22 protein-coding genes are annotated in these 20658 nt (G+C 43.3%); 16 read left to right on the top strand and 6 right to left on the bottom strand.

Annotated elements, in window-relative coordinates; translation table 11 throughout:
- The first annotated feature begins 8 nt into the window (after positions 1-8).
- From ABIO93_RS05025 to ABIO93_RS05005, 5 genes are read left to right on the top strand one after another with little or no spacing between them, the layout of a single operon-like run.
- Positions 9-1244: a glycosyltransferase family 4 protein gene (locus ABIO93_RS05025; RefSeq protein WP_348065083.1), complete on the top strand. Its 1236-nt coding sequence runs from the start codon at positions 9-11 to the stop codon at positions 1242-1244.
- A 42-nt stretch (positions 1245-1286) separates the two neighbouring features.
- On the top strand, positions 1287-2618 hold the full coding sequence (locus tag ABIO93_RS05020) for a 4Fe-4S binding protein (protein ID WP_348065081.1): 1332 nt from the start codon (positions 1287-1289) through the stop codon (positions 2616-2618).
- Positions 2619-2661: 43 nt separating this feature from the next.
- Positions 2662-3183 (top strand): NADH-quinone oxidoreductase subunit J, encoded by a 522-nt coding sequence (locus ABIO93_RS05015; protein WP_348065079.1) that lies wholly within the window; start codon positions 2662-2664, stop codon positions 3181-3183.
- Positions 3180-3491: an NADH-quinone oxidoreductase subunit NuoK gene (gene nuoK, locus ABIO93_RS05010; RefSeq protein WP_348065077.1), complete on the top strand. Its 312-nt coding sequence runs from the start codon at positions 3180-3182 to the stop codon at positions 3489-3491. Before ABIO93_RS05015 ends, nuoK begins: the two co-directional genes overlap by 4 nt.
- 18 nt (positions 3492-3509) lie before the next feature.
- Positions 3510-3956 (top strand): DMT family transporter, encoded by a 447-nt coding sequence (locus tag ABIO93_RS05005; RefSeq protein WP_348065075.1) that lies wholly within the window; start codon positions 3510-3512, stop codon positions 3954-3956.
- A gap of 61 nt (positions 3957-4017) precedes the next feature.
- On the opposite strand, the gene ABIO93_RS05000 is transcribed toward ABIO93_RS05005, so the two are convergent.
- Both ABIO93_RS05000 and ABIO93_RS04995 read right to left on the bottom strand, forming a co-directional pair.
- Positions 4018-4467 carry a DUF6265 family protein gene (locus tag ABIO93_RS05000; protein WP_348065168.1) on the bottom strand — a complete coding sequence of 150 codons (450 nt, stop codon included), beginning with the start codon at positions 4465-4467 and terminating at the stop codon, positions 4018-4020.
- A gap of 333 nt (positions 4468-4800) precedes the next feature.
- Positions 4801-6693: an amidophosphoribosyltransferase gene (locus ABIO93_RS04995; protein ID WP_348065073.1), complete on the bottom strand. Its 1893-nt coding sequence runs from the start codon at positions 6691-6693 to the stop codon at positions 4801-4803.
- Between the two features lie 307 nt (positions 6694-7000).
- On the opposite strand from ABIO93_RS04995, the gene recO reads away from it, so the two are divergent.
- Together recO and ABIO93_RS04985 are read left to right on the top strand one after the other, a co-directional pair.
- Complete coding sequence (gene recO / locus ABIO93_RS04990) at positions 7001-7696, top strand: DNA repair protein RecO (RefSeq protein ID WP_348065071.1); 696 nt, start codon at positions 7001-7003, stop codon at positions 7694-7696.
- Positions 7697-7766: 70 nt separating this feature from the next.
- Positions 7767-8486, top strand: coding sequence for a hypothetical protein (locus ABIO93_RS04985; RefSeq protein ID WP_348065069.1), 720 nt, complete (start codon positions 7767-7769; stop codon positions 8484-8486).
- Positions 8487-8883: 397 nt separating this feature from the next.
- Here the strand turns inward: ABIO93_RS04985 and lptB are convergent, their stop codons facing one another.
- Together lptB and recJ are read right to left on the bottom strand one after the other, a co-directional pair.
- Positions 8884-9615: an LPS export ABC transporter ATP-binding protein gene (gene lptB, locus ABIO93_RS04980; protein ID WP_348065067.1), complete on the bottom strand. Its 732-nt coding sequence runs from the start codon at positions 9613-9615 to the stop codon at positions 8884-8886.
- A 34-nt stretch (positions 9616-9649) separates the two neighbouring features.
- The gene (gene recJ, locus ABIO93_RS04975; RefSeq protein WP_348065065.1) at positions 9650-11362 is read right to left on the bottom strand and encodes a single-stranded-DNA-specific exonuclease RecJ; all 1713 of its coding nucleotides are present in this window, start codon (positions 11360-11362) and stop codon (positions 9650-9652) included.
- A 119-nt stretch (positions 11363-11481) separates the two neighbouring features.
- Here recJ and ruvX point away from each other — a divergent pair, with 119 nt between their 5' ends.
- From ruvX to ABIO93_RS04960, 3 genes are read left to right on the top strand one after another with little or no spacing between them, the layout of a single operon-like run.
- A complete protein-coding gene (gene ruvX, locus ABIO93_RS04970; protein ID WP_348065063.1) occupies positions 11482-11895 on the top strand; it encodes a Holliday junction resolvase RuvX in 414 nt (137 codons plus the stop codon).
- Between the two features lie 48 nt (positions 11896-11943).
- Entirely contained in the window at positions 11944-12531 is a 588-nt protein-coding gene (gene def / locus ABIO93_RS04965) for a peptide deformylase (protein WP_348065061.1), read from the top strand.
- 39 nt (positions 12532-12570) lie between these two features.
- Positions 12571-13362 (top strand): amidohydrolase, encoded by a 792-nt coding sequence (locus ABIO93_RS04960; protein WP_348065059.1) that lies wholly within the window; start codon positions 12571-12573, stop codon positions 13360-13362.
- Between the two features lie 27 nt (positions 13363-13389).
- Here the strand turns inward: ABIO93_RS04960 and gatC are convergent, their stop codons facing one another.
- Positions 13390-13677 carry an Asp-tRNA(Asn)/Glu-tRNA(Gln) amidotransferase subunit GatC gene (gene gatC / locus ABIO93_RS04955; protein WP_348065057.1) on the bottom strand — a complete coding sequence of 96 codons (288 nt, stop codon included), beginning with the start codon at positions 13675-13677 and terminating at the stop codon, positions 13390-13392.
- A gap of 620 nt (positions 13678-14297) precedes the next feature.
- Between gatC and ABIO93_RS04950 the strand changes: the two genes are divergently transcribed.
- From ABIO93_RS04950 to ABIO93_RS04925, 6 genes are all read left to right on the top strand, one after another.
- Entirely contained in the window at positions 14298-15137 is an 840-nt protein-coding gene (locus ABIO93_RS04950) for a MotA/TolQ/ExbB proton channel family protein (protein WP_348065055.1), read from the top strand.
- Positions 15138-15199: 62 nt separating this feature from the next.
- Positions 15200-15814 carry a biopolymer transporter ExbD gene (locus ABIO93_RS04945; RefSeq protein WP_348065053.1) on the top strand — a complete coding sequence of 205 codons (615 nt, stop codon included), beginning with the start codon at positions 15200-15202 and terminating at the stop codon, positions 15812-15814.
- Between the two features lie 37 nt (positions 15815-15851).
- A complete protein-coding gene (locus ABIO93_RS04940) occupies positions 15852-16433 on the top strand; it encodes a biopolymer transporter ExbD (protein ID WP_348065051.1) in 582 nt (193 codons plus the stop codon).
- 28 nt (positions 16434-16461) lie between these two features.
- Entirely contained in the window at positions 16462-17286 is an 825-nt protein-coding gene (locus ABIO93_RS04935) for a TonB family protein (protein WP_348065049.1), read from the top strand.
- Between the two features lie 221 nt (positions 17287-17507).
- Complete coding sequence (locus ABIO93_RS04930) at positions 17508-18461, top strand: substrate-binding domain-containing protein (protein WP_348065047.1); 954 nt, start codon at positions 17508-17510, stop codon at positions 18459-18461.
- A gap of 80 nt (positions 18462-18541) precedes the next feature.
- A complete protein-coding gene (locus tag ABIO93_RS04925; RefSeq protein ID WP_348065045.1) occupies positions 18542-20302 on the top strand; it encodes a tetratricopeptide repeat protein in 1761 nt (586 codons plus the stop codon).
- An 80-nt stretch (positions 20303-20382) separates the two neighbouring features.
- Here ABIO93_RS04925 and ABIO93_RS04920 read toward each other — a convergent pair whose 3' ends face one another.
- Positions 20383-20589 (bottom strand): hypothetical protein, encoded by a 207-nt coding sequence (locus tag ABIO93_RS04920; protein ID WP_348065044.1) that lies wholly within the window; start codon positions 20587-20589, stop codon positions 20383-20385.
- Between the last annotated feature and the right edge of the window lie 69 nt (positions 20590-20658).

Here is a 20658-nt window from a genome sequence, read left to right as displayed (position 1 = left end):
CCAGCTCTATGCACATACTATTGATTCACCAGTATTTTCTGGAAGATAATGGCGGCGGAGGGTCGCGATGGAATGAGATAAGCAGAATGTGGCTCGCCGAGGAGCACCAGGTCACGGTTCTAGCGGGGACGGGTCATTACATGAGGCAAGAAAATAACAAGAACGACAGGTTTTTTGATCGGAATGTCAATTCTAACAGTGTTAAGGTCATCCGCTGTTATGTTTCCCGACGCTATCACGCTGGTTTTGCGGGAAGGTTGTGGGCTTACTTTTCCTTTACATTTTCAGCGACATTAGGCGGGATCTTCTACGCCAGGGATCCATACGATCTGGTGGTGGTAACGTCTCCTCCTTTACTTGCAGGCATTTCGGGACTAGTAATTTCGTGGTGCAAAAGGATACCGTTGGTTCTGGAAATCAGGGACTTGTGGCCTGAATCCGCCATTGATACGGGAGTTCTGCAAAACACGTTTTTAATCCGAATGTCTTATTGGCTTGAAAATCAATTATATAGAAAAGCGAATTTTATCAATGTCCTGACACCGGCATTCAGAGAGGTTTTGATTAATCAAAAGAAAATACAACATTCAAAAATCATCGTGGTGCCGAATGCTGCTGATTTTAGTCTATCGGAGCATTTGCTTCAACATTTTGATCGGGAGGCTTTCAGGCGTAAGCTGAATTTAGAAAATAAGTTTGTCGTCATTTATGTAGGAGCTCATGGGGTGGCTAATCATCTGATCCAAATTCTTGAAACGGCTGATTTATTGAGAGATACCCATGTTGTTTTTCTGCTGGTAGGAGACGGCAGGCAGAAGAAACAACTGATGGAGGAGGCGGACAAACGGCAACTTAACAATGTTAGATTTCAAGATCCGGTAAGCAAGAGCGAAGTTTTTAAATACATTCTGGCGGCAGATATAGGAGCATCCGTTTTGAAAAAGGCGGACACATTCAAAACCATTTATAGCAACAAGACCTTTGACTATTTCTCGTGTAAAAAACCAGTGTTAATGGCCATTGATGGAATTTCAAGGCAGCTTATTGAAGATGCGGCTGCCGGCGTTTTTGTTGAACCTGAGAATCCGGCAGACTTTGCATGCAAGATCCGGGAATATATGAATGATCCCGTGCGGTGCAGTAACGAAGGGGAAAATGGTTATCATTTCGCCAGAACACATTTTGACCGCGAGGTTTTGGCAAAAAAATACCTGGAACACCTCCTCGCTCTTTGCAAAGAATAGTTCTTTTTATGCACTTTACTTTATCTTTGCCGTAGGGTAGATTTGGAATTATATAGATCGGATTTGTCAACCTATTTTAAAAATATATCGGAAGGGATCAGTACCACTATTACAGGTATGCGTCTTACGTTACGTCATTTGTGGAGTGCGCGTAACCGACGCAAGCCGGGTGATATCCGCTCCGGAAATTTCTACGACCAGCAGGAAGGGATCGTCACGATTCAGTATCCGCTGGAAACGATTCCCATCCCAGATAACGGTCGTTACCGTCTTCACAATGAAATGGATGACTGCATTGTTTGTGACAAATGCGTTAAAGTCTGTCCCGTCGACTGCATTGAAATAGAACCCATCCGTGCCATTGAAGAAGTAGGAAAAGCGTCTGACGGTTCTCCGATCAGGCTTTACGCTGCGAAGTTTGACATTGACATGGCAAAATGCTGCTACTGCGGCCTTTGCACAACGGTATGCCCGACGGAATGCCTGACCATGACCAAGACATTCGATTATAGCGAGCTGGATGTGCGTGATATGGTGTACAGCTATGCTAACCTGTCGCCGGAAGAGGCGGATGAAAAACGACGGTTATTAGACCAATTCCAAAAAGAAAAAGAAGCACTAAAAGCTGTTAATAAACCTGTTACGGCTTCTGAACCTACGCCATCGGCACCAGCCCGGCCAGTGTTTAAGCCTACTATCAAGCCCAAAGTTGTGGCTGACGAAAATGTCACCAAGCTGGAAGTAGAAGCACCTTCTGAAGACATTCCTTCGCAACCAGCGGCAAAGCCAGCATTTCGCCCCACTTTGAAACCAAAAGTGGTATCGGAAGACGCTACTGAAAAACCAATTTCAGAAGCATTCGCTGAGGAAACGCCAAAACCTGTTGCTGCAAAGCCACCGTTTCGTCCTACGATGAAGCCAAAAGTGGTGTCCGAGGATCATGTTGAAAAACCAGTTGCAGAAACACCAATTGAGAATGAACCGAAACCAGTTGCAACGAAACCGGCGTTTCGTCCAACGATGAAGCCAAAAGTTGTTTCGGAGGATCATGCTGAAAAACCAGTTGCAGAAACACCAATTGAGGATGAACCGAAACCAGTTGTAACGAAACCGGCGTTTCGTCCAACGATGAAGCCAAAAGTGGTGTCGGAGGATCATGTTGAAAAATCAGTTTCGGAAACACCTGTTGAGGAGGAACCAAAACCTGTTGCACCTAAACCAGCATTTCGTCCGACCATGAAACCGAAAACGGAAGTCAAAGCCGAGGTGAAGTCTGAGGAAAGTGCCGAGCCGGAGCAACCTGAGCAGAAGGAAGAAGTGAAGCCCAAACCAGCGTTTCGTCCTACTATGAAACCCAAACCTCCCAAAGAGTAGGGACTACCTGAAAAAATAAAGTAGCAGTATTAATCATTGTTTTATGGAAGCAGCGGCATTTTATGGATTTTCGATACTGGCGATCTTGTCTGCGCTTTTCATTTTATTTACAAAAAACCTCATTTACGCCGCGTTTGCATTGTTTTTAGCATTTCTTGGCGTCGCTGCATTATATGTTTTAGCTGGCGCCGACTTTCTTGGCGTAGCCCAGGTGATGATCTACGTAGGGGGAGTTCTGGTGCTATTAATTTTCGGTATCATGCTCACTCAAAAGGGCGACAAGAGTCCTGACCCTTCAAAACCAAATAGCATTGAAGTGCTCATTAAGCGGGAGATCTGGGGATTTTTGCTGGGGATTGGCTTTTTTTTGTTTCTGTTAAAAGTTATTTTTATCTCTGATTTCAGAATGACGGGCGACTCGATTAGCAGCAAGTCAACCATTAAAACCATAGGCGTGGAACTGATGACCAGTCATTTGTTACCATTCGAAATTGCTGCTATTTTGCTGCTGGTTGCATTAATTGGCGCAGCCTACCTCGCTACGAACCGTAATCCCACGTCATGACAGCCATTCCGGTACAACATTATTTGATAGTAGCGGCGGCCCTGTTCAGTATCGGGCTTGCTATCTCGGTTACTAAGCGACATTTTATTGGAATTTTACTCGGTATCGAACTGATGCTGAATGCTGTAAATATTAACCTTGTAGCTTTCAGCCGTCATGATCCGGAAAGGCTTGGGGGGCAACTTTTTGCTCTTTTCGTAATTGTGGTTGCAGCCGCGGAAGTGACCGTCGCGCTGGCGATTATTTTGCGCGTTTATGGCCGTTTCAAAACGGTAGATCCCGATAAGGTGAGTGAATTGAAGAAATAAAACCATCCTACAAATTACATGAACTGGCTTTTCTTATTTTTGGCATTTCTGATCGGGATTAGTAATGCAGTTCAGTCCGGCGTGAATACCCAGCTTCGCGAGTCCATTAATAACCCCATTCTGGCGGCAATGACCTCGTTCTTTGTAGGATTGGTGGTTTTATCCATAGCCTTTGCTTGTTTCAATCAAAACCCTATTCCTGCGCTCAGTGATTTTCGGCAGGTTTCCTGGACACGCTTCATGGGTGGGGTACTTGGTGCATTTTATGTGATCACGGTGATTTTTATTGTTCGGGACATTGGCCCTGCCAACATGATCTGCCTGGTAGTGGCTGGCCAGATGATCGCGACCATGACCATTGATCACTATGGTTTGCAAGGATTTGCGGTACATCAGATCACGTTACCGAGAATCGCCGGAACGGTTCTGCTGGTAGCAGGAGTGTATCTGATCCTGAAAAATTAAGATAAAAAAGCAGCAACTCTTGATCAGAACTGCTGCCCGTATTTCACTCAAATCCATTCGCCTAAGGAATGCGATTGAAAACAAAGAGGTCAATAAAAACCCATTTGTTGTCTTCCAGTTTACCTCTCTGGATCACCAGCTGGTTCTGCGAACGTCTTTCGTAAATGATCCTTACAGAAATATCATCCTTTTCGAATAATGCCTGGTTTTTCTTGGCTTCAATAAAATTGTAGCGATCCGACACTGCTTTTTCTTCCAGCGCAATGAGGCCCGGTTTGAAGTGTTTTACCAATGCAACAGGCCCTTTTTCAGTTTGTTCAAATGCAAAAACCTCATAAAGTGCAGGTTTGTCATCTTTGATCATTCGGATATATCCCATGATATTATTCCCGGCAGGAGCCGTCCACCCCGCTTCAATCGGCCCTCCGTTGTAAGTGCCCAGCCAATGTCCTTCCAAAAAGCTAATGTCAGCCAGCGTTCCTGTGGTTGTGGTTTGAGCCTGCGAAGACATAGCAAGCAGCCCGAAAGCGAAAAGAAGTGAATAGATTTCTACCAATTGCTTTTTGTTGAATTGCGTCATTTGGATTTAGGTTTATTTAAAAAGGCAAGTTAAGGAAATGACCGTATTCCTGAGAATGAATTTCTTTTGGTCAGGAAATAAAATCCAAATAATTAGAATGGTTGACAATTTGAAAAGTTGCCTCGGGATAGGCGTTTGAAAAAGTGCAGTGTATTGACTGAATTTAGCTAAATACAGTCAATACAATGACGGTATTTTTAATTATGTCAAAAAAATGACCGTCTCAGATGGAGACGGTCATCTATATCTAAAATTATTTTTTGATCAATACGCTCTCTCTAGTTTCCCTTCGTGCGAGTTGGAGAATGCTTTGTTAACTACTTTGTTACCGCCGGGAGTCGGATAATTTCCAGTGAAATACCAGTCTCCCAGATGCTGCGGACAGGCTTTATGTAAATTATCGACAGTTTGGAAAACAACAGAAAGCTCTGCATTGAGATCCTTAGGACGAATAATTTCAGCTATTTTGTCAGAAATTTCCTGATCTGTAAATGGGTCATACAAAGCCTTTACGTAATTGGTAGGATACGGATTTTTAGTCGCGATCGATGTAACGCTTTGTGTGTAAACATCTTCCAGTAAATATTCGAGATCGCGTTCTTCCAGTAATTTCAGAACTGCCCGGAAAGCAACAAAATCCTTCATTCTTGACATATCAATACCGTAGCAATCGGGGAAGCGAATCTGAGGTGCAGACGACGCCACTACTATTTTCTTCGGTTTCAACCGGTCCAGCATCGTAAGAATGCTTTTTTCCAGAGTCGTTCCTCTTACAATGGAGTCATCGATGATCACGACCGTATCTATGTTTTTACGAACTACTTCAAAAGTGGTATCGTACACACTTGAAACCATGTCGTCACGCAATGCATCCGCAGTAATGAAAGTCCGGGACTTCACGTCTTTCGTTACCAATTTTTCGATTCTTGGACGGAAAGACAATACCTTTTCAAGGTCAGCCTCAAAAAGAATCCCTTCCATAATCGCCTGCTTCCGCTTCTTGGCAAGATATTCTTCCAAACCTTCAATCATACCCAGAAACGCCGTTTCGGCCGTATTTGGAATGTAAGAGAAGATTGTATTTTCAAGGTCGTAATTAACCTCTTTCAATATTTGCGGGATCAATAATTTCCCAAGCTGCTTGCGTTCGTTATAAATATCCGGATCAGTTCCGCGTGAGAAATAGATCCTTTCAAAGCTGCAAGAACGTTTTTCGAGACGTGGCAGGATAGGGAATTCGTTGTATTCACCATTTTTATCCACGATCAAAGCAGAGCCCGGCGTAATTTCCTGAATCTGATTGTAATCTACATTGAATGCTGCTTTGATAGCCTGCTTCTCAGATGCTACCACAACCACCTCATCATCAGCATAATAAAATGCAGGGCGAATACCGGCAGGATCGCGAATTACAAATGACGCTCCATAACCAGTAAGACCACACATGGCATATCCGCCGTCGAAGTCACGACAAGAGCGATATAGCAGGCGTTGCAAATCAATGTTCTCTTCGATTACGTCAGAAAGCGTTGGATTTTCGTAAATTCCTTTGAAGCGTTCAAAGACTCTTTGATTTTCTTCATCCAGGAAATGTCCAATTTTTTCCATTACCGTTACGGTATCCACTTTTTCCTTTGGATGCTGTCCAAGAGAAACCAACTTACCGAAAAGCTCATCCACATTGGTCATGTTGAAGTTGCCCGCCATCACCAGGTTACGGCTTCTCCAGTTGCTCTGGCGAAGCATAGGATGGCAGTTTTCGACCTCGTTGGTACCGTGTGTTCCATAGCGAAGGTGACCCAGCCATACCTCACCTGTAAATGCCAGATTCTCCTGTAGCCATTTGCCATCAGTAGCTCGGTCCCTGTTGTTCTTGAGACCTTTCCGGAATTTCTTATGGATTTTTGAAAAAATGTCCGTAAGTGGCTGAGGTTCTACGGATCTGTATCTGCTGATGTATCTTTTCCCGGGCGGGACATCTATCTTAATGTTGGCTACTCCGGCTCCATCCTGTCCCCGGTTTACCTGTTTTTCCATCATTACCGAAAGCTTGTGCACGGCGTATAGCGGTGTGTCGTACTTGTCGATGTAGTATTGATAAGGCTTTCTAAGACGGATAAGTGCTATGCCGCACTCATGCTTAATGGCGTCGCTCATAAGAAGAGTAATGCGTTAGAGATATTTTAGTTTGCTGGTATGCAAAGCGTATTCCCTGAATAATAGCTTAACGAATTTGTAATCTTAATTAGTTCGTTACTTGGTGCAAAGGTACGAATCCTTTAGCTTAAAAAACTTCAAATCTCTCCGATTTTTCGGGAGTCGATTTGCTGGCCGGATCAATGTCCGGAGTTTTTTGCTGCCGATCTGATTTTATAAAAAATTAAACTTCAAATCTTTATAGTTGCGGCCTGGCCTAGCTAACAGAAAGATAATTAAATTTGATCAAAAGGCTTAAATAATTTATATGCTTCATAAGACGCGTGGTATAGGGCTGAGTTATCTCCGCTACCGGGAATCTTCCATTATTACCAAAATTTACACCGAAGCCTTTGGTATTCAGACTTATATAGTGAATGGTGTCAGGAGCAGCAAGTCGAAAAACAACCGTATTGCTTTATTTCAGCCGCTTACTTTGCTGGATATGGTGGTTTATCACAAAAATAAGGAAGATACCGTCCACCGGATTTCGGAGCTGAAATGCTACGCACCCTTTCATTCTATTCCATTTGATGTCATCAAATCGAGCCTGGCGCTTTTTATTACTGAAATTTTAGGGAAAACATTGCGAGAGGAGGAAAGTAATGAGCTGCTTTTCCGGTTCATTGAAGAATCGATACTGTACCTTGACGATGCGGAAGCGAATTTTGAAAATTTTCATATTCAGTTTTTGATGCAGCTGGCTTCGTACCTCGGTTTTGGAATTGAGACCGTCGATGACCTGGAACGCGAGTTAAAAAGCAACCATTACCCCCAGCTCCCGGATTTTGTTGAACATCAGAACATTGAGCAATTATTATTTAGCGACTACGGATTAAGCATTCCGCTCGATCGGACCCGGCGAATCCGCATTCTGGAAAAACTGATTTTCTTTTATAAAATCCACATGGAGACACTGGGAGAAATCAGGTCCATGGAAGTGTTGATAGAAGTTTTACGCTGAGTACGTCTAATGTTGCTTATTTGGCACAATTTTGATAACGTATATTGGAACTCTAAAAAACAGATTAGCAATGAAGCACATACTTACAACCACCCTCTTATTTTTCTCGCTGTATGCTTTTGGTCAGGAACGACTGCCGCAGGTTCCAAAAGGTGCATGGAAATCGCAGGAACCAACCGGAAGCGCATCTACATTGATTGTTGCGGATAATTACCTTGTCATTGCGTCCTATAGTGTAGGTAACAAATATTTCGAGCGCAGTGAAGGCGGGCCTTTCACGATGAGCGGCGACCAAATGACCTATACCCCGGAATTTAACTCGGCCGATACTGCTAAAATTGGTACCCCGATCGTTTTCACGGTGATTGTGAAGGACGATATACTGACGCTCCGATACGAGGAGGCGATGGTTTGGATGCGGGTAGATGACGCCACTTCGGTACCCATGGCCGGTGCATGGCACATCACGGAACGGGCTGCGGCAGGACAAGGTGAATTAGTACAGGTACATCAGGAGGGTACCAGAAAAACATTGAAGCTTTTATCGAAAACCAGATTTCAGTGGGTTGCGATCGATCCTGCCGTTAAGGGCTTTTATGCAACCGGAGGCGGTACTTACACTGCTCAAAATGGGAAGTATACGGAAAAAATTCAGTTTTTTTCCAAAGACAACAACCGGGTAGGATCGTCATTGAAATTTGACTATAAACTGGAAAACGGCAGATGGGACCATAGCGGAAAAAGCAGCGATGGGAAACCGCTGCACGAAATCTGGGAAAAAATAAAGTGACCTGAAATGTATATGCGATTTGAATAGTCAATGATCGACCAATTATTTAGATCTATTCAAAATAATTTTAGGCGATAGCTTGAATGATTCTAAATAGCTGTTATCTTTGGCTTATTAATAACAGTAACCTGGATGAGCGCTTTTACATTGAATGAACCGGATACATGTTCCGACCAGAGTATTTCCTGGATGAAATCCTGTAACGAGAATATGGAATGTGTATTTAAGAAGTGTTGTGAAAAGTACAAGAAGAAAGGAAAGCACTGCAAAAAGTGCCCCAAAAAATAATAGGCTCTGTTAACTTACATATATAGTAATACAGTTCATGGTGAATAATTGTAAGAGAGGGAGTGCCTGCGAGCAGTCCCTTTTCTATGTTGGAGTGCTTTTGAATTAATTACACCTTTCTTTTGAGTTCAAAATTCTGGCCCAGGTACACACGTCTCACCACTTCATCTTCTGCCAATTCTTCCGCAGTACCTTGCTTCAAAATTTTCCCTTCAAATAGCAGATAAGCACGATCGGTAATGGACAACGTTTCATTCACATTGTGATCGGTGATGAGGATACCAATGTTCTTGTGCTTTAATTTCGCAACAATGCTCTGAATATCCTCCACTGCGATGGGATCGACGCCGGCGAAAGGCTCATCCAGCAAAATAAACTTGGGATCAACTGCCAGTGATCGTGCGATTTCGGTCCTGCGGCGTTCTCCTCCTGATAACACCATACCCTTGCTTTTGCGGACGTGGGTCAAATGGAATTCTTCCAGGAGTTCTTCTACTTTCTGTTTTTGGTCGGCTCTCGACATATCGGTCATTTCGAGTACGGCCCTAATGTTTTCTTCCACCGTCAATGACCGGAAAACCGAAGCTTCCTGCGCCAGGTAGCCCAGGCCCAGCCGGGCGCGCTTGTACATAGGAAGGCTGGTAATGTCTTTGTCGTCGAGGTACACCTTTCCACTGTTGGGCTTTACCAGCCCCACTGCCATGTAAAAGGAAGTCGTTTTTCCGGCTCCGTTAGGACCAAGTAATCCTACGATTTCGCCCTGTTCAACCTGATAACTAACATTATTATTAACAAGACGAACCCCGTATTTCTTTACAAGGTTTTCGGTTCTAAGTATCATTGTTCGTTTAGTAATTCAACTTCCCTGGCCAGGCTCAGTGAAGTTTGATGTCTTTCAAAGACAGTTGTAACGTTTTTTTATCACGAAAGTTATTTTCTTCCAATGCATAGCATATTGAAAACGGGCGTCCGTTGGCGAGATCAGGATAATAATGTCCCAAACCAAAGCCAACGGCGGTATAAACGGCCGAGTTATTTTGTTTCACATCAAACTTAATGTGCTTCTCTTTCAGTAACGAAGGTCTGCCGGAAAGGGTAACATTCCTGGATTCAAAAACGGGCGTCATGTTGCCTGGGCCGAATGGGCCCATTTGCCGGAGAATGTTGTAGAATTTCGGAGTGATGATATCCAGTTCAAGCAACATATCTATATTAATCATCGGGACGAGCTGATCCGGCAAAATCCGGCTGCTTACAATATCATTGAAACGGGTTTTAAATGCTTCAATATTATCTAATGGCAAAGTCAGTCCCGCCGCGAAAGTGTGACCGCCATATTGTTCCAGCAGATCGGCACATTCTTCAATCGCTTCGTATACATCAAAACCAGGAACTGAGCGAGCGGAACCCGCTGCTTTGCCGTGCGACTGGGTCAGGATAATGGTAGGCCGGTGATATTTTTCAATGCATCGGCTGGCTACAATACCGATCACCCCCTTGTGCCAGTCTTCCTTATATAGTACAGTACTTTTCGCACCTGCAAACCATTCATCGTTCTCGATCATGAAAAGCGCCTGCTCGGTAATGCTGGTATCAAAAGTTCGGCGTTCGCTATTATGCTTGTTAATTTCCTGAGCAAACTCGAAAGCCTCATCTTCCACCTCTGAAAGCAGTAATCGCACTGCCTCCTTTGCATGTTTGATCCTGCCAGCCGCATTAATCCGCGGGCTCAGGCCGAATACTACATTGGTGATGTCGAGCGAGCCGGTGATCCCGGCTATTTGTATCAATGCCTTTATTCCGGTTCTGGGTGCAGCATTAATTCGTTTTAAACCATAGAAAGCCAATATTCTGTTTTCTCCGGTAATCGGAACAATGTCCGCCGCAATGCTGACGACCAGCAAGTCCAGATTGTCGAATAGGGCTTGCTGGTCCATTTTTTGGTTGATACAAAATGCCTGCAGCAATTTGAAACCTACTCCGCAACCGGTCAGCTCTTTATAAGGATAAGGACAATCGTCGCGTTTCGGATCGAGTACTGCTATGGCCGGTGGAAGTTCGTCGCCGGGCCGGTGGTGGTCGCAAATGATGAAATCAATGCCTCTTTCCAAAGCAGCGGTAACTTTATCTACGGATTTTACGCCACAGTCCAGCGTGACAATTAATGTAAAGCCATTTTCATGGGCCCAATCGATGCTCTGCCAGGAAACGCCGTAGCCTTCCTCATAGCGGTCGGGAATATAGTAGTCGAGGTTAGGATATATTTTCTTGAGAAATCCGTAGAATAATGTGACCGAAGTGGTACCGTCTACATCATAATCGCCGTAAACTAGGATCTTTTCACCTGATGCTATTGCTTTGACCAGCCGGTCCACCGCAAGATCCATATCCTTCATTAAAAATGGATCATGCAACAAGGTAAGATCAGGGCGAAAGAACTGTTTAGATTGCTCAAAATCCAGGATACCGCGCTGTACCAAAAGTGCTGCTAACGAAGGGCTCACATTCAGGGAATCTGTGAGTTCGCTGACAACTTGTTGTTGATCAGGATTAAATTCAGGGTAGTGTATCCAGCGCTTTTCAATCATGAAGCAAAGATAATCGGATTATGTCATGCGCCCATCAAAATCTATTATCAGCCCACGCAATCAGGAAAAGCTAATTGAAAGGTCTTATCTTTGCAAATTATTAACATACTTTAAGATAAATGCCACGTCTTCTGGCGATTGATTACGGAGCCAAACGCACTGGAATTGCAGTTACTGATCCATTGCAGATCATTGCCACGGCGCTGGAAACGGTACGGAGCCACGACTTGCTGGATTTCCTGAAAAAGTACGCTGTTCGTGAGGAAATTGAAGCATTTATAGTCGGTATGCCCAAGAAACTGGACAATACAGAAAGTGAGAATGCAGCAAGGGTCACGGCATTTATCAAGCAACTGAAAAAAGGATTCCCGGACATTCCCGTCCATACCCATGACGAAAGATTTACATCGTCGATGGCGCTGCAATCCATGATCGCGGCTGGCTCAAAAAAGAGCGACCGGAGAGAAAAAGGCAATATCGATAAGATCAGCGCTACCATTATTCTGCAGTCTTATATGGAAAGTAAAAGGTAGCCTGACTGGAAGTTAATTATCAAAACGAATCAATAAAGTTTTATTACAATGATTTATCCCATAGTAGCATACGGCGACCCCATTCTTAGAAAAACGACCAGATTTATCGAAAAAGGTGAACTGGATCTTAAAAAGCTTTCTGAGGATATGTTCGAAACCATGCATTCGGCAAACGGCGTTGGTCTGGCTGCCCCGCAGATTGGAATGAACATAAGGGTTTTTGTAGTGGATGGTACACCTTTCAGCGAAAAAGACGAGGATGACGACGACGATGAGCCGGACCTTTCCCTTGTGGATTTTAAAAAGACATTTATTAACCCGGAGATCCTGGAAGAAAGCGGAGAAGAGTGGGCGTTTGAAGAAGGTTGCCTGAGCATTCCCGGAATCAGAGGGGATGTGTACCGTCCAGAGAAGCTGAAAATCCGCTACCGCGATATAGAATGGAATGAGTATGTAGAAGAATACTCCGGAATGGCAGCCAGGATCATTCAGCACGAATATGACCATTTGCTGGGCAAGCTGTTTGTTGACTATTTACCAACATTGAAAAAACAGTTTATCAAGAAAAAACTGACTGATATATCGAAGGGGAATGTGGATGCTGACTACCGTATGCGTTTTCCAAACCGCAGATAGGTACATTATATAGAGACAACAATTTATCCATTCTTCAAGATGCCGGAAGAGCAATTAGAAACATTGTCGGTTGCATTGATCCAGACTGATCTTTATTGGGAAGATACCACGGCCAATTTATCTTCCCTCGAAGAAAAAATAGCTGCATTGCCGGAGAATGCTGACGTCATCGTGTTGCCGGAAATGTTTCCCACAGGGTTCACCATGAATACCAAAATGGCTGAGCCGATGAACCTCACTACTACCAAATGGATGAAGCAAATGGCGGCTCAAACGTCATCCTTATTCATTGGTAGTTTTGCGGTGAAGGAGGGCGGCAGGTTTTACAACCGGCTGCTTTGCGTCAAACCGGATGGTACGTATTCCTTTTATGATAAAAGGCATCTTTTCACAATGGGGCAGGAGCACCTGTCCTACACAGGTGGCGAATCCAAGTTAATATGCTCCTGGAAAGGCTGGAAAATTTCACCATTGGTATGTTATGATCTTCGCTTTCCGGTATGGAGCCGGAATGCCGTTTCCGATCCTTACGATCTTCTTATCTATGTTGCGAACTGGCCTGCCCGGCGTGCTCACGCGTGGAAGACATTGCTGATGGCCCGGGCCATTGAAAACCAGAGTTTTGTAGTAGGGGTTAACAGGGTAGGGGCAGATGGTAATGGATTGGCCTACCAGGGAGATTCCGTAGCATTGGATTACCTGGGTGAGCCGGTGGCGATGTTAGCTGCCGTTGAAACTGAGAAAATCGTCAGGTTTTCGAAGGATGAATTGAACAAATACCGCCAAAGCTTCCCCGCGCTATCCGATTCCGACTCTTTTGAAATCAATTGATGACCGACTGGACAATGTGTCCTAAACTTACTCAATCACTTTAGGTACCATAATATAGGAGTCATTTTTCGAAGGTGCATTGTGCAATGCATCTTTTCTGTCGAGGCTATTGACCGCCACGTCCTCACGCCAGTTATTCACTTCATCCATAATGTGGGTGAGCGGTTCGACGCCTTCCGTATCAATTTCATTGAGCTGGTCCATCCAGGTCAGTACCGAATCCATGCTCTTCAACAAGGCCGTCTCCTCCTCCGGTTTGATTTCCAGACGGGCCAGGTGGGCGATTTTTTTGAGAGAGTCATGATCGATTTTCATGGTATTATGAATTTGTTAAGTTAGCTCCTGGGTGTAAATGAAATTCAAAATTACCTGATTTTTGCGATTCTGTTTTCAGGCGCCTTGTAAATTGTAGGTATGTTACCAAATTTCTCCGCGGGCCGACAAAGTTTCAGGAAGCGATTTTGTCAAATTATGGTTGGCAATGTAAATTTTGCGTACCCGAAATTTAAAATTGTTGTTTAGACACATAGTAGGAGAAAAATAATATTTGCTTTTCTAAGGTAATCTTGAAATATTTTGAAATACAATGGGGAGGTTTAAAAAACATGTTAACAGGGATTCGCATAAAGAGTACAATTATATATAACCTTGTTGAAGATGCATATTCGCTTACTAATGAGCATTAAACTTGGATTTTGCACAAAAACAGGTAGTACGGCTTTCTTTAAAATATGCAATTTGTAATTGTTCAGGCAAAAAATCGGAGAAAAAAACTGAGGAAATGCTTGCTTTTTTTTAAAAGGAAAACTCATACTTTTGTAGAAGTCGATAAATCAAAAAGCAATCGAAATTTTATTTTACCAAAACCAGTTTTAACCAAAAGTTTTATTTAATTCACAACCAAAATCTCAATTTAACCTTTAAAAGTAAGTCTGATGGAAAAGAAAGCTACAAGTCCGGCACCAGCTCCAAAGCCTGCTGCGGCAGCAACAAAAGGCAAAGGCGGTTTGAACCCGGCATTGGTAATCCCTCTACTATTCGCGATTGCATTAGTTGTTTACATTTTCGTTCTGGGAGCTCCCGAACACTTTAAGGATGGCGATCACGCAAAAGGCCCTATCGATGGTGATTACTACGGTATCGTTTACAAAGGAGGCCCTATCGTACCAATTTTGATGACCTGTTTCCTGATTGTGTTAACTTTCACAATCGAGCGTTTGATCACTTTGAACAAAGCAAGCGGCTCAGGAAGCATCGATTCTTTCGTACGTAAATTGAGAAGCCTTCTTGACAAAAACCAAATCGATGAAGCTATCAAAGAATGCGATAGACAAAAAGGATCTGTTGGTAATGTAGTAAAGGCAGGCCTTTTGAAATATAAGCAGTTAACTACTGAAACTGCGCTTGACAAAGAACAAAAACTGGCGGCTCTTCAGAAAGAAATCGAAGAAGCTACTACGCTTGAACTTCCGATGCTTCAGAAAAACCTTACCATTATCGCTACATTGGCGGGTGCATCTACTCTTCTTGCACTTCTTGGAACGGTAATCGGTATGATCAAAGCGTTTGCGGCACTTGGTACATCAGGTTCTCCTGACTCAGCTGCTCTTGCGACTGGTATCTCTGAGGCCCTTATCAATACCGCTCTTGGTATCGGTACTTCGGCTATCGCGACTATCTCATACGCTTACCTGAACAGCCGTGTTGACGATCTTACTTACAGCATTGACGAAATTGGCATGAGCCTTCAGTCTAACTTTGCTGCTCATTATTAATAGTTCTTTGAACTAATTAATATGAAAGTTTCGTTAATATAAAAAAAACTTATATATTTGCTATGGGAAAGGTAAGACCTAAGAAGCACGCGCCGCATACGGATATGACAGCGATGACTGACGTAGCGTTCTTACTACTGACGTTCTTTATCATGACGGCCACGTTCAAGTCGAATGAAGCGGAGATTACAACGCCCTCTTCTATTTCGCAGATCAAGGTTCCTGATGATGATATTATGATCATTAGTATAGACAAAGCGGGCAAGGTATTCTTTGGAGTGGATGCAAAACCAGTTAGAGCAGCGATGCTTGAAAACATTGGACAGGCGAAAGGGATTACTTTTACTGACACTGAAAAAGCAAAATTTGCGTTGCAAAGCAGTTTTGGATTTCCTTTGAATCAGTTGAAGCCCTGGTTGAATATGTCCAAAGAACAAATGCCACAGGTTAAGCAGCCTGGTATCCCGGTGGATTCGACCGGAGCCAGCGAATTAGCTGACTGGGTTTATGCAGCACGTAAGGCCAACAACCAGTTACGGATCGCTTTAAAAGGAGATAACCTTTCTAAGTTTCCCGTCTTCAAGGATGTCCTGGCTAATTTGCAGTCGCAGAACATTAACAAGTTCAACCTGATCACAGGAAGTGAGCAAGCCCCTGCCGGCTATACAAATGATTAGTAACATTAGTAAGATATCATTTAATTAAAGAGAAAAAATGGCAGCAATTGAAGAATCGGGTGGTGGGCATGGCAAAGGCGACGGTAAGGTTCGGGCCAAGAAGATGTCTACCCGTGTGGACATGACTCCCATGGTGGATCTAGGCTTTTTGCTCATTACCTTTTTTATGCTTGCGACAACCATGTCAAAGCCAACATCCATGACGTTGGCCGTGCCTGATAAGACTGATGAAGAAGATCAGGAAAAAACAGAACCGTTAAAAGCATCCAAAGTTTTGACCCTGTTTATGGGTTCGAATGATGATGTGTATTATCTGGACGGAATAGCAGCGGATGATGATAAAGCAGCGGCATCTTTGAAAACAACCCGCTACGGGTTTGATTTGAGAAGCGTGATTTTTGCTTCTGCTAAAAGAATCAATGCAGCGAATCCAAAAGATGAGAAAGGGAATGAGCCTTTTGTGGTCGTGATTAAGCCAACAGCAGTTTCTACCTATAAGAACATGGTGGACGTATTGGATGAAATGGCCATTACCAAATCAAAACGATATGCACTCGTGGAGACTCTTACTGATTCAGAAAAGAAACTCTTAGGGGACAAAGTCGAAGTTAAAAATTAATTTTTAATCAAATCTAATTCAAAGCGCCATGGCAGAAATAGGCCCGAATGCAACACTGGATGATATAGTGTTTGCGGATCGTAATAAGGCGTACGGAGCATTTTCACTTCGTCAGGGCTATCGTGCTGATGTGACGAAGGCTACTTTAATCGGAGCTGTTCTCTTTGTTCTTGCAATGTTTACACCGTCAATTATCAATAAACTGACGGCGGGCAAAGAAGAAGAAGCTGCAATGGTTGAAGTGGATTTAATGAAAATACCACCGCCGCCAATTGACCCGGCAGAACCACCACCGCCACCACCACCGCCGGTAGAACAACCTAAGGTGAACACGGTGAAGTTCTTACCTCCGGAAGTTAAGAAAGATGAAGAAGTTCCTGAAGAGGTTCCACCACCAACAGTAGAAGAAATTAAGGAAGCTGTTGTTGCGGATAAAACAATTGAAGGTGATCCAAACGCGAATGAGATCATTGTTGCCCCCGAAGCTGTAGCGGCGCCTAGCAAAGGTACAGTGGTAGAAGCGGCTCCCGAACCTGAAAAGGTTTTTACAGTCGTAGAGCAGCAACCGGAATTTCCGGGTGGTACTGCGGAAATGTACAAATACTTAGGTAAAAATATCAAGTATCCAAGTGCAGCATCCCGTGCCAACGTTTCAGGAAGGGTTTTCATGTCATTTGTTGTGAACGTTGACGGAAGTATCCAGGATGTGGCTGTTTTGAAAGGGTTGGGTTTTGGTTGCGATGAAGAAGCAATACGTGTTGTGAAAGCAATGCCGAAGTGGAAACCAGGTAAGCAATCGGGACGTGCGGTTCGTGTTAAATACAACCTGCCAATCAATTTCCAACTGGAGTAACTCATGAGGGAAAAACCATTGCATGAGAAGATCGGTGATCTAACCTCTGTGTTAATGGCTCTGACATACATAGGAGGAGGGGTCTTTTTGATCCTCTCCTCCTTGTCTTTTAAAATGTTACCTATTGGCAGTTGGCCCAGACAAGCCTTTGCTGGCACACTTATTTTGTATGGGGCATACAGAGGCTATAGGGTTTGGAAAAGAAGAAATCAGGAAGAGTCATGAAACGTAGTATAGCCGGATTATTTGTAGCATCGCTGGTATTGTTTAACCTGGTGGGGTGCACATCTTCAAATGGGGAACTGGATAATCCTAGACAAGGCACTATTACCATCGCGTCTGATGAATCTTTTAAACCTTTGGTGAATGCATTAACAAATGCATATGAAGGGATTTATCCGAACGCGCATTTTAAAGTTGATTACAAGCCAGAGCAGGAGGCGATACGTCAGCTTCTTCAGGATAGTGCCCGGGTGATATTTTCTACCAGGCAGTTGAATGAAAAAGAACTTGAAATCATCAAGCAGCAGAAAGGATCACAGAAGTTTCAGCATATTGCAACAGACGGCCTGGCATTGGTAGTAAGTAAAGCCAATACCGACAGCCTGATTACAATGCCAGAAATAAAGGCGATCCTGGAAGGCAAGATTACCGACTGGTCACAACTAAAAGGAGGTAATCAAAAAGGGTTGATTACATTGGTTTTTGATAATGCAAATGCAAGTAATCTCAATTTCATATTAAAGAAGTTTGAGATAAAAGATATTCAACGTTTGCGTATAATTTCATCGGGTTCCAATGAAAAAGTGATTGAAGATGTCAGAGCGAATCCATTACACCTTGGTTTTATAGGTGTCAACTGGATCAGCGATGGCCATTCACTCGCATCTGAGGAGCTTTCGAAAGGTATTTTTGTCATGGGTGTGGCAACTAAGGCTACCCCTGACTCATTGTCAGAGTACATTCAGCCGTTTCAGGGGGGGCTGGAATTTAAAAGATATCCTTTACATAGAGATCTTTATATTATTAGCCGGGAAGGCTATTCCGGACTGGGTGGTGGACTAATGACCTATATTGCAAGGGATGTAGGAGGTTTGATTATTCAGAAAATGGGTTTGTTGCCTACGGTACCTTACCCGCGTGAGCTGGAAATAACCACGGGGAAGAACTTTTAGTGAAACGTAAACAATTTAATAGATTTGGGACTTGTTATTGAAAAGCCAAATTTTTTATCATTATTTTAACCGGGTAAAAAATGAACAGAAACATGAGAATGAAATTAGTAGTACTGGTATTTGGTTTATTAGCGTTTGTTAACTTACACGCACAAACGACGCAGGACGGACTTGCATTGATCCATGGAGAACGTTACAATGAAGCAGGTCAATTATTTAAAAAACTTGCAGAAACTACTCCCTCTGCGGATAACCAATACTATCTTGGTTATTACTATATAAAAACCAACAATCTGGATGAGGCTCAAAAAGCTTTTGAAAAAGGAGTTCAGCTTGACGAAAAATCATATCTGAATCAGGTTGGTTTGGGTACCATTGCGCTTGCAAAAGGCGATCGCGCAAAAGCGAAAGAACTGTTTGATACAGCTGAAAAGAAAAAAGGCAAGGATGCTGAGGTTTTGTACAGAATAGGAGAGGCTTATACCCTTTTCGAAAAACAAAATGATCCCGCAGAAGCCATTCGTCTTTTGGATGCAGCTGTAAAGAGAGATAAAAACCTGGCTGACGCTTACCTCGCAAAAGGGGATGCATTGATGCTTCGTAACGAAGGTGGTAATGCTGTGACTGCGTATGAGTATGCATTGACAGCAAAACCAAACTACGCAGTAGCGCACAATAGCATCGGACAGATTTATCTGAGAGGCAAAAACTATAACCTTGCTCTTGAAAACTACAAAAAGGCGATTGAAGCAGATGCTAACTTTGCTCCTGCTTACAAAGACCTTGCAGAGCTTTACTTCCTTGCTCAGAAATACAAACAAGCAGCTGAGAATTTTGACCTTTACATTCAGAAAAGCGGTACTACCGATCCTGAAATGAAATTGCGCGCTGCCCAGTTTGCATTCACTGCTGATGATTACGCTAAATCGCTGCAATTGCTGGAAGATATCAAAGGTAAAATCAACAACCCGATTACACTTCGTATGTATGGTTGGTCGTATTTCAAAACCAATGAGCCTGACAAAGCGATTGAGAATCTGAATGAGTTCATCAAAGTGGCTCCTGACAAAGTAATTGGCGACGACTATAAATATTTAGGTCGTGCCTACAATGCGAAGGCTACAAGTGGCAAAGGGTATGATTCAACTGGTGTTCTTTATATTTTGAAGGGTGCTGATATGGATACGAGCAAAGCAGAGGCTGCGACGACTTACAAAGAAGTTGCTACGCTTTATTACACTGCCAAAGACTATCCTAACGCAGCTGCCGCTTTTGAAAAAGGTATTGCCCTTGACACTGCGAAAGCAACAGCCAACGACTATTACTACAAAGGATTGGCGAACTTCCAGATGGCAACAGCTAACGTATTGCCAACTGCCGCGGATTCCAATTATGCCGATAGTGCCAAAATTGCCGGTATGAGAAGGGCATTGTTCTTGAAGTCAGATTCCATCTTCGCTACAGTAACTCAGAAGTTGCCTGATTGGCCTTACGGATACTATTGGAGAGCTAGTACGCTTTATAACGCCTACGACAGACAGGAAAACATTGACAAAGGGATTTCTGCTCCATATTACCTTAAATTGACTGAGCTGGCTGAAAAAGATCCTGATCCTTCTAAATACAAGTCTTATTTGAAATTGGCTTATGGTTACCTGGCCTTTTACAATCAGACTACTTTGAAAGATCCAGCCAAGGCTAAGGAATATTGGGAGAAACTATTGAAAGTAGATCCCGACAATGCCTCGGCAAAAGAAGCACTGGGTCTGGCGGTAGCACCTGCGGCACAGCCAGCAGCGACTCCGGGTAAACCGAAACCTGCCGCACCGAAGAAAAAATAAGGCAAGTGAGCTATAAATAAATAAGCCGCCCGGATTATCTGGGCGGCTTATTTATTTATATAAAAAATGAAAAATCTCTTCTAATCGAGGGAAGACAAGCGGGTGAAACAAGTATTCAAAACTGGTAAATGAACAGTAGCATAGTGATCATAGCACCATTGTCTTAAACGTTTTACCTCAGCTGGCATCAACATACGAATCGCTTTTCTCAATTCTTTTTCAAACAATCTGCGGTCGAAGCTAACTTTTTGCAGAATAATTTTTATGTATTCAAGCATCGAGGCCATAGTATTATGTAGTTTTGTGGTTTAGGGACGTATTAAAATAAGATACAGGAATCAGCAGAAGCTTCGGTT

Source organism: Dyadobacter sp. (assembly GCF_039919315.1).
GTDB lineage: Bacteria > Bacteroidota > Bacteroidia > Cytophagales > Spirosomataceae > Dyadobacter.
Note: the sequence above shows the minus strand (reverse complement) of the source record. Positions and strands in the feature narration are given on the sequence as shown.

Excerpts from the sequence above, each read along its gene's own strand:
- def (WP_348065061.1), top strand. The coding sequence starts at position 11,944 with ATGATTTATCCCATAGTAGCATACGGCGACCCCATTCTTAGAAAAACG.
- ABIO93_RS04960 (WP_348065059.1), top strand. The coding sequence starts at position 12,571 with ATGCCGGAAGAGCAATTAGAAACATTGTCGGTTGCATTGATCCAGACT.
- recJ (WP_348065065.1), bottom strand. The coding sequence starts at position 11,362 with ATGATTGAAAAGCGCTGGATACACTACCCTGAATTTAATCCTGATCAA.
- ABIO93_RS04920 (WP_348065044.1), bottom strand. The coding sequence starts at position 20,589 with ATGGCCTCGATGCTTGAATACATAAAAATTATTCTGCAAAAAGTTAGC.
- ABIO93_RS04950 (WP_348065055.1), top strand. The coding sequence starts at position 14,298 with ATGGAAAAGAAAGCTACAAGTCCGGCACCAGCTCCAAAGCCTGCTGCG.
- ABIO93_RS05005 (WP_348065075.1), top strand. The coding sequence starts at position 3,510 with ATGAACTGGCTTTTCTTATTTTTGGCATTTCTGATCGGGATTAGTAAT.
- ABIO93_RS05025 (WP_348065083.1), top strand. The coding sequence starts at position 9 with ATGCACATACTATTGATTCACCAGTATTTTCTGGAAGATAATGGCGGC.
- ABIO93_RS04925 (WP_348065045.1), top strand. The coding sequence starts at position 18,542 with ATGAACAGAAACATGAGAATGAAATTAGTAGTACTGGTATTTGGTTTA.
- gatC (WP_348065057.1), bottom strand. The coding sequence starts at position 13,677 with ATGAAAATCGATCATGACTCTCTCAAAAAAATCGCCCACCTGGCCCGT.
- ABIO93_RS04940 (WP_348065051.1), top strand. The coding sequence starts at position 15,852 with ATGGCAGCAATTGAAGAATCGGGTGGTGGGCATGGCAAAGGCGACGGT.
- ABIO93_RS04985 (WP_348065069.1), top strand. The coding sequence starts at position 7,767 with ATGAAGCACATACTTACAACCACCCTCTTATTTTTCTCGCTGTATGCT.
- ABIO93_RS04935 (WP_348065049.1), top strand. The coding sequence starts at position 16,462 with ATGGCAGAAATAGGCCCGAATGCAACACTGGATGATATAGTGTTTGCG.
- ABIO93_RS05000 (WP_348065168.1), bottom strand. The coding sequence starts at position 4,467 with ATGTCTTCGCAGGCTCAAACCACAACCACAGGAACGCTGGCTGACATT.
- lptB (WP_348065067.1), bottom strand. The coding sequence starts at position 9,615 with ATGATACTTAGAACCGAAAACCTTGTAAAGAAATACGGGGTTCGTCTT.
- ABIO93_RS05015 (WP_348065079.1), top strand. The coding sequence starts at position 2,662 with ATGGAAGCAGCGGCATTTTATGGATTTTCGATACTGGCGATCTTGTCT.
- ABIO93_RS04995 (WP_348065073.1), bottom strand. The coding sequence starts at position 6,693 with ATGAGCGACGCCATTAAGCATGAGTGCGGCATAGCACTTATCCGTCTT.
- ABIO93_RS04945 (WP_348065053.1), top strand. The coding sequence starts at position 15,200 with ATGGGAAAGGTAAGACCTAAGAAGCACGCGCCGCATACGGATATGACA.
- ruvX (WP_348065063.1), top strand. The coding sequence starts at position 11,482 with ATGCCACGTCTTCTGGCGATTGATTACGGAGCCAAACGCACTGGAATT.
- recO (WP_348065071.1), top strand. The coding sequence starts at position 7,001 with ATGCTTCATAAGACGCGTGGTATAGGGCTGAGTTATCTCCGCTACCGG.
- ABIO93_RS04930 (WP_348065047.1), top strand. The coding sequence starts at position 17,508 with ATGAAACGTAGTATAGCCGGATTATTTGTAGCATCGCTGGTATTGTTT.
- nuoK (WP_348065077.1), top strand. The coding sequence starts at position 3,180 with ATGACAGCCATTCCGGTACAACATTATTTGATAGTAGCGGCGGCCCTG.